The sequence below is a fragment of the Paraburkholderia sp. RL18-101-BIB-B genome, from assembly GCF_046026985.1.
Lineage (GTDB): Bacteria > Pseudomonadota > Gammaproteobacteria > Burkholderiales > Burkholderiaceae > Paraburkholderia.
In genome coordinates this window covers 36,614-48,524 of the sequence record NZ_JARESV010000059.1, presented here as the reverse complement: position 1 = coordinate 48,524, position 11,911 = coordinate 36,614, and the positions used below count along the sequence as shown (strand labels likewise).

At 62.3% G+C, this 11,911-nt stretch carries 9 protein-coding genes; 3 read left to right on the top strand and 6 right to left on the bottom strand.

The genetic code is table 11. The features are described 5' to 3' along the window. Positions 1-381: 381 nt before the first annotated feature. Entirely contained in the window at positions 382-834 is a 453-nt protein-coding gene (locus tag P0D73_RS40640; protein ID WP_408296198.1) for a hypothetical protein, read from the bottom strand. 714 nt (positions 835-1,548) lie between these two features. Here P0D73_RS40640 and P0D73_RS40635 point away from each other — a divergent pair. Further along, positions 1,549-2,475, top strand: a complete 927-nt coding sequence (locus tag P0D73_RS40635; protein ID WP_408180686.1) for a bestrophin family protein — start codon at positions 1,549-1,551, stop codon at positions 2,473-2,475. Between the two features lie 25 nt (positions 2,476-2,500). On the opposite strand, the gene P0D73_RS40630 is transcribed toward P0D73_RS40635, so the two are convergent. The 5 genes from P0D73_RS40630 to apbC all read right to left on the bottom strand — a co-directional run bounded on the left by P0D73_RS40630 (position 2,501) and on the right by apbC (position 8,348). Beyond that, positions 2,501-3,244 (bottom strand): lysozyme inhibitor LprI family protein, encoded by a 744-nt coding sequence (locus tag P0D73_RS40630; protein ID WP_408180687.1) that lies wholly within the window; start codon positions 3,242-3,244, stop codon positions 2,501-2,503. Positions 3,245-3,246: 2 nt separating this feature from the next. Further along, positions 3,247-5,532 carry an arginine/lysine/ornithine decarboxylase gene (locus P0D73_RS40625; RefSeq protein WP_132375676.1) on the bottom strand — a complete coding sequence of 762 codons (2,286 nt, stop codon included), beginning with the start codon at positions 5,530-5,532 and terminating at the stop codon, positions 3,247-3,249. Between the two features lie 87 nt (positions 5,533-5,619). Beyond that, positions 5,620-6,189, bottom strand: a complete 570-nt coding sequence (gene dcd, locus P0D73_RS40620; RefSeq protein ID WP_012432068.1) for a dCTP deaminase — start codon at positions 6,187-6,189, stop codon at positions 5,620-5,622. 341 nt (positions 6,190-6,530) lie between these two features. Then, complete coding sequence (locus P0D73_RS40615) at positions 6,531-7,064, bottom strand: superoxide dismutase family protein (protein WP_132375678.1); 534 nt, start codon at positions 7,062-7,064, stop codon at positions 6,531-6,533. A gap of 195 nt (positions 7,065-7,259) precedes the next feature. After that, entirely contained in the window at positions 7,260-8,348 is a 1,089-nt protein-coding gene (gene apbC / locus P0D73_RS40610) for an iron-sulfur cluster carrier protein ApbC (protein ID WP_408180688.1), read from the bottom strand. Positions 8,349-8,696: 348 nt separating this feature from the next. Here apbC and P0D73_RS40605 point away from each other — a divergent pair, with 348 nt between their 5' ends. Together P0D73_RS40605 and metG are read left to right on the top strand one after the other, a co-directional pair. Then, on the top strand, positions 8,697-9,350 hold the full coding sequence (locus P0D73_RS40605) for a YiaD family glycine zipper/OmpA-like lipoprotein (protein WP_132375682.1): 654 nt from the start codon (positions 8,697-8,699) through the stop codon (positions 9,348-9,350). Between the two features lie 365 nt (positions 9,351-9,715). Next, the gene (gene metG, locus P0D73_RS40600) at positions 9,716-11,851 is read left to right on the top strand and encodes a methionine--tRNA ligase (RefSeq protein ID WP_408435580.1); all 2,136 of its coding nucleotides are present in this window, start codon (positions 9,716-9,718) and stop codon (positions 11,849-11,851) included. The last annotated feature ends 60 nt before the right edge of the window (positions 11,852-11,911 follow it).

The window sequence follows — 11,911 nt, the reverse complement described above, 5'->3', positions numbered from 1 at the left end:
AGCCGCTTCCAACCGCCAGCTCATAAGCGGGTGTCTCGCGCAGTCGCGGTAGTGGTACATCTGGAATCTGTGTTCTCGCACATTCTGCCTCAGTGACAAGGCGCTCATTCTTCCCGCCTCGCGCGATGCGCGCGCCGGAACGGTCTGCTTAAAATCCGTGGGTTTCGCTGTGCGCGGTGGGGGCCGCCGGCTTCGGCTCGGCGAAGTGCCGTTAAAGGCTTCCGGTTCTTTAAGCGTGGTTGCGTCGGGAAAACGTTAGAGCTGACTCGGTGCATTCGCGGTCACCGCGGCGCGCGCTTCGCGTCGTGCCGCACTGCCCTCGGAATGCGAAAGGCGCATGCGCCTTTCTTCATGGCCGCGGTGCGATGCCACGGCTCACGGTCAGTGTGCGATCGCTGTGCGACGCGAGATCGTTTTGAATTGCATCTGCATGTTCTGTGTCCCCCTCGCCGCGCCGATACGTTCGCGGCTATCCATCGCTGTCCGCGTAGCCTTCGCCGGAAGGTCCGCTGCGTGGCGCGCCGTGATGCGGCTCTGCGGAATTCCCTTCGCATCGAGTGCGATGACCTGGTATAACTCGCGGTCAATCTCGACTTCGCTTTGGTAGTCCTCGACGGTGTCCAACAGCAGTTCCAGCAATTTCCGTTGCCGGTGTCTTTCTTCCCGTGTCACGGCCGGACTCCGAACTATTGAGGCCGCGAGTGTGACCAACTTGTCCAGTTGGCTTAGCTGCCGTTCAAGCAGTCCAAAGGCAGATAAGGCGAGTTTTTCGTATTGAAGTGCGTCAACGGGTGCGCGCGACGTGGTGCGTGAATGCTTGGCGGTTTTACTCATGGCGCGATCTCCCTGAAACGTATTCGATCGCCCACACACGCGATTAAGCGGTGGTGAGCGGGCACAGTGACAAGGTTGGCGGCCGGCGTAGAACCAGAACCGGCAGACCCGAAGGTCTCCTTGCCACGGCCCGCCCATAAAAAGATAGCGCGCGAAGGCTAACGCACGTCTGACTGAGCAGGCGCACGGGTTCTACTCTACACACAGGCCGCCAAGCCTGACCGTCGTTGTCTCGACGGCAAATTGAGTCTAGAACGCATCGATCGACGAGTGATCACCTGCCCAGGCTAAAAACCGTGCACCTCCAACATTTCTGAAATTTCCCAAGCATCACCCGAATGCGAGGACTACAGCGGTAGGGAAACGCCGAACGAAAACGAAGCGAACGGGGTAAATGAACGACCGCGACGGCGCGCGCAGCGCCGCCGGAAGAATGAGCGCCTTGTCACTCACGCGGAATGTGCGAGAACACAGATTCCAGATGAACCACTACCGCGACTGCGCAAGGGACCCGCTTATGAGCTAGCGGTGTGAAGCGGCTTTCTTTGCCTACTTTCTTTGCCGCCGCAAAGAAAGTAGGTGCCGCCCCGCACAGGGGCAACGCTAATAGACCACTAACAAAACAATGAAAGGCCAACGCCCAAAACATCCGCCAAAAACCCAAAAAAGCGATAATAGAAACCCCGAAGCGCCGCAGGCAAAAAGCACACCCCAATGATCATCCGCCCCCACCTCCATTGGTTCCGCATGCTGCTAGCCTGGCGAGGCTCCGTCCTCCCGCAGTTGCTCCCGCGCCTATTCCTGATCTTCTGCATTTCGATCGTCGCCGTGGCGGCCCACGACCACCTGCTCCCGATCTCGCTCAACCTCAACACCACGGCGCCCTTCTCTTTGATAGGCATCGCGCTGGCGGTGTTCCTGGGCTTCAGAAACAACGCCAGCTACGACCGCTGGTGGGAAGCCCGCAAGCTCTGGGGCCAACTGCTGAACGAGTCACGCTCACTCATCCGCCAGACGCTCACGCTGCCGACAAAACAGCTCCCACAAGAAGACATCAAAGAATTTTTCATAGCGCTCAGCGCCCTCCCGCACGCGCTGCGTCATCAACTCCGCAAGGGCGACCCACGCGAAGACCTCGCCGAACGCCTGCCGCCAGCCCTCTTCGCCCGCGTCATAGCGTCGCGCTACAAACCGGCCACCTTGATGCTTTACCTCGGCGAATGGGTGCAACGCCACGCTCGCTCAGGCGCGATCGATCCAATGGCGGTCATCGCCTTCGATCGGAATCTGAATGGAATCTCGGAAGTAATCGGCGGATGCGAGCGCATTGCTTCGACGCCGCTGCCGTTCGCCTATTCGGTGATGATTCACCGCACGGTGTATTTCTTCTGCGCGTCCCTGCCGTTCGGACTGGTGGACAGCATCGGCATCTTCACGCCCGTCTTCGCGGTCTTCGTGGCGTACACGTTCATGGCGCACGAAGCCATTGCATCGCAAATCGAAGAGCCTTTCGGCATCGACGACAACGACCTCGCGCTCAACCTGATGTCCGTGGCAATCGAGGACGCCATGCGCGACATGCTCGGCGAACCGGCTGTTCAATTGCCGAGCCCGGAAGCGGAAGGCTACATAGTCAATTAAGCAGGCTCACGCCCGAGCACACCGCTCAACTATTGCCGACTGTTTCCGACAATCGCTTGAGTGTCGCGACCCGCGCGCCGATCACATCGATACGACTGCGCTCATCGACCACCGGCGTCGTGGCGTTCAGATACGCAGTCCACGCCTTCTGTGCATGCGTCAGTGTCGGACGCGTACGCGCCGGCATCTTCGACTGCAAGCGTCGGTAATAGCGGTTCAGATCGAACATCGCGTGTTCGCACTGCGCGTCCGCGCTGCAGGCACGCACCCGGCGCGGCGGATCGCCGCCGGCGCTCGCCTTCGCCACCGCGCTGCGCAGCGCCAGCGCGCGGTCGCGCACCGGCTGCAATTGCATGTCGGCTTCGGCGAGCACGTACATCGTGCCGCGCGTCGTGGCGAACACGGCCGCAAGCAACTGCTTCTCGGCATCGCGTGAAGCCTGCCAGCTCGCCTGACTCTTTTCCCACTGCTTGCGCCGCGCGGGCGGCAACTTCTGCTGAAGCTGCTGCCACGCGTTATCGAGCGCGGTCTTCCAGCCGATCCGCGCGTTGTCCATGCACTGCACTTGCCCTGTTGTCGACGACATGTCGCTGCGCGCAAGACACGCGCGCATCGACGCATCGATCGGATCGGCGGCGGCGACTTCGGCGTGCGCCGATAGCGGAAGCGCGCCTAGCACCGCAGCCGAAGCCAGCGCCAACGCGCCGAACGCGCGACGCGCGCCGCGAACGCCGACGCCGGCCGCCAACAGGGACTTCACCCGCCGCATCGTCAGGCGCGAACGCAATCGACGAAGTATTCGATGCGCCCGTTGATCGTTTCGCCGACGAGTCCGTGGATGTCCGTGTGGAAACCCGGGAAGCGCTCGTTGAACTCGCGCGCGAAACGCAAATAGTTGACGATGGTCCTGTTGAAGCGCTCGCCCGGAATCAGCAGCGGAATGCCCGGCGGATACGGCGTCAACAGGATCGACGTGACGCGGCCTTCGAGTTCGTCGATAGGCACGCGATCGATCTCACGGTGCGCGAGCTTGGCGAACGCGTCGGACGGCTTCATGGCCGGTTCCATGCTCGACAGGTACATCTCGGTCGTCAAGCGCGCGATGTCGTTCGCACGGTACACGCTGTGAATCTGCTCGCACAGATCGCGCAGGCCGACGCGCTCGTACATTGGATGATGCGAGACGAACTCGGGCAGCACGCGCCACAGCGGCTGGTTGTTGTCGTAGTCGTCCTTGAACTGCTGGAGTTCGGTGACCATCGAGTTCCAGCGGCCCTTGGTGATGCCGATCGTGAACATGATGAAGAACGAATACAGCCCGGTCTTCTCGACGATGATGCCGTGCTCGGCCAGATACTTCGTGACGATCGCAGCCGGAATGCCCGACTCGCCGAAGCCGCCGTCCATGTCCAGACCCGGCGTGACGATGGTCGCCTTGATCGGGTCGAGCATGTTGAAGCCTTCGGCCAACGGACCGAAGCCGTGCCACTTGTCGTTCGGGCGCAGCATCCAGTCTTCGCGCGAGCCGATGCCTTCTTCGGCGAACTGGTCCGGGCCCCACACCTTGAAGAACCAGTCGTCACCGTATTCGGCGTCGACCTTGCTCATCGCGCGGCGGAAGTCCAACGCCTCTGCGATCGACTCTTCGACGAGCGCGGTGCCGCCCGGCGCTTCCATCATGGCCGCGGCCACGTCGCACGAGGCGATGATCGCGTACTGCGGGCTGGTCGACGTGTGCATCAGATACGCTTCATTGAAGCGATGCTTGTCGAAGCGGCTGTTCTTCGAATCCTGCACGACGATCTGCGAAGCCTGCGAAATGCCGGCCAGCAGCTTGTGCGTGGAGTGCGTGGCGAACACCATCGCGCCGATGCGCGGACGCCCCGCGCCGATCGCGTGCATGTCCTGATAGAACTCGTGGAATTCCGCGTGCGGCAGCCAGGCTTCGTCGAAGTGCAGCGTGTCGAGCCAGTCGCCCAGCATCTCCTTGATCATCTCGACGTTGTAGATCACGCCGTCGTAGGTGCTCTGCGTGATGGTCAGAATGCGCGGCTTGAGATCCGGATTCTTCGCGAGTGCTTCGCGGGCGAACGGGTTCGCGAGAATCTTCTTCTTGATGTTTTCCGGTTCGAACTCGCTGCGCGGAATCGGCCCGATGATGCCGAAGTTATTGCGCGTGGGCGTGAGGAACACCGGAATCGCGCCGGTCATGGTGATCGCATGCAGGATCGACTTGTGGCAGTTGCGGTCCACCAGCACGATATCGCCCGGCGCAACCGTGCCGTGCCAGACGATCTTGTTCGACGTGGACGTGCCGTTGGTCACGAAGAACACGTGGTCCGCGCTGAAGATGCGCGCCGCGTTGCGCTCGGACGCCGCCACCGGACCGGTGTGATCGAGCAGCTGGCCGAGTTCGTCGACGGCGTTGCACACGTCCGCGCGCAGCATGTTCTCGCCGAAGAACTGGTGGAACATCTGGCCGAGCGGGCTCTTCAGGAACGCCACGCCGCCCGAGTGCCCCGGGCAGTGCCACGAGTACGAGCCTTCGTCCGCGTACTGCACCAGTTCCTTGAAGAACGGCGGCGCGAGCGAATCCAGATACACCTTGGTCTCGCGGATGATATGGCGCGCGACGAACTCCGGCGTGTCCTCGAACATGTGAATGAAGCCGTGCAGTTCGCGCAGGATGTCGTTCGGCAAGTGACGCGAGGTGCGCGTCTCGCCGTACAGAAAGATCGGAATGTCGGCGTTGCGGCGGCGCACTTCGGTCACGAACGCGCGCAGCGCGACGATCGCGGCGGCCAGCTCTGGCGTCTCGCCTTCCACCACCACGTTATCGACGTACGGCAGCAGTTCGTCGTCGTCGATCGAGAGGATGAAGCACGAGGCGCGGCTCGACTGCTGCGCGAACGAAGTCAGATCGCCATAGCTCGTCAACCCGAGCACTTCCGCGCCTTCTTTCTCGATGGCTTCGGCCAAGGCCCGGATGCCGGAACCCGAGATGTTCTCGGAGCGGAAATCTTCGTCGATGATGACGACGGGAAAACGAAACTTCATGGGCGATTCTCCAAAAAGAACGACCGCTGCATTCTCTAAATTGCAGCGGTCACCCGGTATAGCTGGTGGGTCAGTACGCTGCCGACGTCACGTCTTGGGCAACGTGACGCCGTGCTGACCTTGATATTTGCCGCCGCGATCCGCGTACGACGTTTCACAAATCTCGTCGCTTTCGAAAAACAGCACTTGAGCGACGCCTTCGTTCGCGTAGATTTTCGCAGGCAAAGGTGTCGTATTCGAGAATTCGAGCGTGACGTGCCCTTCCCATTCCGGCTCGAACGGCGTCACGTTGACGATGATCCCGCAACGCGCATAAGTGGACTTGCCCAGACACACGGTCAGCACGCTGCGCGGAATGCGGAAATACTCGACCGTGCGCGCGAGCGCGAACGAATTGGGCGGGATGATGCAGACATCGCCCTTGAAGTCGACAAACGACTTCTCGTCGAAGTTCTTCGGATCGACGATGGTCGAGTTGATGTTGGTGAAGATCTTGAATTCGTCGGCGCAGCGGATGTCGTAGCCGTAGCTCGACGTGCCGTAGCTGACAATCTTCCGGCCGTCTTCGGAGACGCGAACCTGATCGGGCGCGAACGGCTCGATCATGTTGTGCGACGCGGCCATGCGCCGGATCCACTTGTCGGATTTGATAGTCATAGGTGAACGCTGCTCGACGTGAATGACAGAGGTATGACGGATAACGACCCGGTAAGTGCCGGGTCACTTTTGGCTTACTGCGCGCCTTCGTTGCGCTGACTTCGGATACAAAGCCACGCCGCGGGCCGTCCGGCGCCCTAAACCCCTTCGGCTAAGTGCCCCGCCTACTCGGCAGGACGGGCACTCCGGCGAGGCAGCCGAACGAAAGGCGCTTATTTTACGCGATCGTGAGAATGCTGCCGCAGGTTGAGTTCGGGAGCGGCCCGATGCCAGCCCCGAGGCCGCCTGGCTGAACGCCGGCAGCCTGCGCGCGAGCCTCGATCAAGCGGCACGCGCAACGCTCATTGGCGAATCAATCCGCACGCGAGCGCGGGGCCCGCGCCATGCTGCGGATAGGCGTACGGATCGGTCGCGTCGTGATGCAGCAGAACCGCGCGCTGCAACACCGAGCGGATGCCGTCGAGCGAGACGTCCGGCGCGACGATGAAGCCCGTGGCCACGCCGTTCGCGTCCGCGTGAATATTGCCGAGGTCGCCCTCGACCCGCGCGCCCGATTTCAGACGCTCGGCGGCCGGCGAGAACACCTGGCCGGCGCTGGAACCGTCGGCGGCATTGCAGTCGCCGCGCTCGTGCACTTGCAAAGCGTGGTCGCTATTGGGCGGCATGCCCGAGAGATTGTAGGTAACCTGCACGCCGTCCGAGCGCTCGATGAACGTGACGAGACCGCGCGCCTGATTGCCCACGGTGGGCAGCAACTGCGCGTCCGCACGTTTTTCCTGTGGTCTCAGGAACGCGCTACAGCCGCATAACAGCACACTGCTGGCAGCCAGGACGATGAACGCATGCACCGCCTGCCCGTCGATTCGTTTTCCCATGCGATCCTCTTGCCGGCCTGGCGGCCGCCCCTGCGGCCGCCGAGCCGAACTTGTGAAGTCGACATGATACCGCGAGACCAGGCGAAAACAGACGCCTTGGGCCCTTGTCCGAACGGCTGTCAAGAGCGCCCCCAACCTGTCGCTTCGCGCCAGCCCCCCGAGGGGGGACAAAACTTGGGGCGGCCCGGCGTTTTCTCAGGTGTTCTGGACCACGATATTGGGAAACTTCGACGTCATGTCGCGAGCGCGTTCGGCGATATGGATCGCCACCTTGCGCGCGATCGACCGGTAGATTTCCGCGATGCGTCCTTGCGGGTCGGCCACCACGGTCGGCTTGCCCGAGTCGGCCTGCTCGCGGATCGCAATGTCGAGCGGCAGGCTGCCCAGCACGTCGACGCCGTATTCCTTGCCCATGCGCTCGCCGCCGCCGGCGCCGAAGATATGCTCTTCGTGGCCGCAATTCGAGCAGATATGCATACCCATGTTCTCGACGATGCCGAGGATCGGAATGCCGACCTTCTCGAACATCTTGAGACCCTTCTTCGCGTCGAGCAGCGCGATGTCCTGCGGCGTGGTGACGATCACGGCGCCCGTCACCGGCACGCGTTGCGACAGCGTCAGCTGAATGTCGCCAGTGCCCGGCGGCATGTCGACGATCAGGTAGTCGAGATCGCGCCAGTTGGTCTGCCGCAGCAGTTGTTCCAACGCGGAAGTGGCCATTGGGCCGCGCCACACCATCGGGTTGTCCTGCTCGATCAGGAAGCCGATCGAATTGGCCTGCAAGCCGTGGCCGGTCATCGGGTTCATCGACTTCTCGTCGGGCGACTCGGGGCGGCCGACGATGCCGAGCATCATCGGCAACGACGGGCCATAGATGTCCGCGTCGAGAATACCGACCGACGCGCCTTCGCTCGCCAGCGCCAGCGCAAGATTCACGGCGGTCGTGCTCTTGCCGACACCGCCCTTGCCCGACGCCACCGCGACGATGTTTTTAACGTTCGGCAACAGTTTCACGCCACGCTGCACGGTATGCGCCGCGATCTGCTGCGACACCTGGACACGCACGTCGGCCACACCCGGCACGGCGCGCAGCGCATCCGAAAATTGCGTGCGGATCGCGTCGAATTGGCGCATGGCGGGATAGCCGAGTACCACGTCGACGCTAACCGTGTCACCCTGCACCGCGACGTTCTTGATGTTCTTGGCGGCCGCGTAGGGCCGGCCGGTGTTGGGGTCAGCGACGGCTGCGAGGGCAGCGTCGACCAAAGCCCGATCGATACTCATTGACACTCCGTGGGGAACACCTGCGGCGCAGCGGAATCGAAATCTCGGCCACGCGCCGGAATTTGAAAGAAATTGTTAGACAGCATTGCGAAAACCAAGCGTGCCGGGCACCCTTCGGGCAGGCGGAACGCCAGGGGGCCGCATCGCTGCATGCTTCAGCCATTATTGTAGTGGCTGGCGGCAAGCCTTGCCGGAAGACCCTTCTTTACTGTCGGACCGAGGCTGAGCAGGGCGTAAGACTTCTCGTATTGTCGAGCCGGCGGCTTTACTGCCGTCAGGTTCGCCGTACGGATTTTTTCATATCGCCGCCTTGCTTGCCTGACTGGCTTCACTCAAGAGGAATCAAAAATGAATGCAAAAATTATGACTCGCCTGGCTGTCTTTGCTGTTGCCGGTTCGCTGCTGGCGGGTTGCGCCACCCAACAGGGCACCAACACGGCGGTCGGTACGGGCGTGGGCGCCGGCACGGGCGCTGCGCTGGGCGCGATCTTCGGCGGCGGTAAGGGCGCGGCGATCGGCGCGGGCGTCGGCGCGGCGGTGGGCGGCATCACCGGCTACAACTGGCAAGCCATTCACAACAAGCTGTCGGGCGCCACCAAGGGCACCGGCACGCAGATCACCGAACAGCCGGATGGCTCGCTCAAGCTGAACATTCCGAGTTCTGTCACGTTCGACACCAACAGCTACGCGGTCAAGCCGTCGTTCGCGCCGGTGCTGGACCAACTGGCGCAGACCATGCAACAGAATCCGGAACTGATCGCTCAGGTGGTCGGGCACACGGACAGCACGGGCCAGCCGGCGTACAACCAGACGCTGTCGGTCAACCGCGCGGAAAGCGTGACGGGCTACCTGGGCCAGCGCGGCGTCGCGCCGCAGCGCCTGTCGGCACAAGGCCTGGGCCAAACCCAGCCGATCGCCGACAACAACACCGAAGCCGGTCGTGCAGCGAACCGCCGCGTGGAAATCTATCTGCGCGCCACGGCTCAGCACACCACGCAATAAGGACGAGACCGCGGGAGATTGAGAAAGCCGGTCGCTGGGGCTGTATCACCGGCGACCGTTATGCTTTAGCAAGCCGTGGAAGGCGGAAAAAAGGAATCTTGCACGAGAACGAAAAAAATTTCGAACTCTGCGCAAAATCCGCTGTCTGTCTTTACGGTACGTGGCTGGCGATGCCGCCGCGTCACCATTCTCCTCTTGTCGTTGTTGCTCCGGGGTTAATAGCCCCGGTTTTTTTTGGGCGCTCGGTTTACACGCCGCGCCGCCCCACGATGACTCAGGCCGCGCCCCCAGACGGCCCGCCCCGCGCCCGGCGCCTGCCCTGCTAGAATCAACCTTTCGTCCCACCGCAGGCTCCCACCATCCTTATGTCAGCACCCGTAATCGATCTCTCCGCAGGCGCGCCGTCAGGCCGTCGCCAGATTCTCGTCACGTCGGCCCTTCCGTATGCGAACGGGCAAATCCATATTGGCCATCTGGTCGAATATATCCAGACGGACATCTGGGTCCGGACGTTGCGAATGCACGGGCACGAGGTCTACTACGTGGGCGCCGACGACACGCACGGCACGCCCGTCATGCTGCGCGCGGAGAAAGAAGGTCTCACGCCGAAGCAGCTGATCGACCGCGTTTGGCAGGAACACAAGCGCGACTTCGACAGCTTCGGGATTTCGTTCGACAATTACTACACGACCGACTCCGAAGAGAACCGCGTTCTCAGCGAAAACGTCTATCTGGCGCTCAAGGAAGCGGGCCTGATCGACGCGCGCGATATCGAACAGGCATACGACCCGGTCAAGGAAATGTTCCTGCCGGATCGCTTCATCAAGGGCGAATGCCCGAAATGCGGCGCGAAAGACCAGTACGGCGACAGCTGCGAAGTATGCGGCTCGACTTATCTGCCCACCGAGTTGATCAACCCGTACTCGGTCGTCTCCGGCGCCACGCCGATTCGTAAAACGTCGACGCACTATTTTTTCCGCCTCTCCGATCCGCGCTGTGAGAATTTCCTGCGCGCGTGGGTGGGCGGTCTGGCGCAGCCGGAAGCCACCAACAAGATGCGCGAGTGGCTCGGTGACGCCGGCGAAGCCAAGCTCGCCGATTGGGACATCTCGCGCGACGCGCCGTATTTCGGCTTCGAGATTCCGGGCGCGCCGGGCAAGTATTTCTACGTGTGGCTGGACGCGCCGGTCGGTTACTACGCGAGCTTCAAGAACCTCGCCGAAAAACGCGGTCTCGACTTCGACGCGTGGATTCGCAAGGGTTCGACGGCCGAGCAGTATCACTTCATCGGCAAGGACATTCTGTATTTCCACACGCTGTTCTGGCCGGCCATGCTCGAGTTTTCGGGCCACCGCACGCCGACCAACGTGTTCGCGCACGGCTTCCTGACCGTGGACGGCGCGAAGATGTCGAAGTCGCGCGGCACGTTCATCACCGCGCAAAGCGTGATCGACACGGGGCTGAATCCGGAATGGCTGCGCTACTACTTCGCGGCCAAGCTGAACAGCACGATGGAAGACCTCGACCTGAACCTCGACGACTTCCAGGCGCGCGTGAACAGCGATCTGGTCGGCAAGTACGTGAACATCGCGAGCCGGGCCGCCGGCTTCCTGATCAAGCGCTTCGACGGCCGCGTGCAGGACAGCGCGATGCAGCATCCGCTGCTCGCCTCGCTGCGCGCCGCCGTGCCGCAAATCGCCGCGAACTACGAAGCGCGCGAGTACAACCGCGCGCTGCGTCAGACCATGGAACTGGCCGACGCCGTGAATGCGTACGTCGACACCGCCAAGCCGTGGGATCAGGCGAAAGATCCGGCGAACAGCGTCGCGCTGCATGAAACTTGTACGGTGAGCATCGAAGCGTTCCGGCTGCTGTCGCTGGCGCTCAAGCCGGTGTTGCCGAAGCTCGCCGAAGCGGTCGAAGGCTTCCTCGGCATCGAACCGCTGGTGTGGGCCGACGCCAACGTGCCGCTCAGCTCCGCCCGCCCGATCAACGCGTACAAGCATCTGATGACGCGCGTCGATCCGAAGCAGATCGAAGCGCTGCTGGCCGCCAATCGCGACTCGCTGCAAGCCACGCCGGAAGCCGCCGCTCCGGCCGACGCCAAGGGCAAGTCGAAGGCGGCGAAAGCGACGACCGCCGACAAGGGCGAAACACCCAGCGTCATCTCGATCGACGACTTCGCGAAGATCGATTTGCGCATTGCGAAGATCGTCGACTGCAAGGCGGTGGAAGGTTCGGACAAGCTGCTGCAACTCACGCTCGATGTCGGCGAAGAGAAAACCCGCAACGTGTTTTCGGGCATCAAGTCGGCGTATCAGCCGGAGCAACTGGTCGGCAAACTGACGGTGATGGTCGCGAACCTCGCGCCGCGCAAGATGAAGTTCGGCCTGTCCGAAGGCATGGTGCTGGCCGCATCCGCCACCGACGAGAAAGCGGAACCGGGCCTGTATGTGCTCGAGCCGGATAGCGGCGCGAAGCCGGGCATGCGCGTGAAATAAAGCGCAGCGTCTCACGCCGAAGGCACGCATGAAAAAACGGCACGCCCTGAAAAGGCGTGC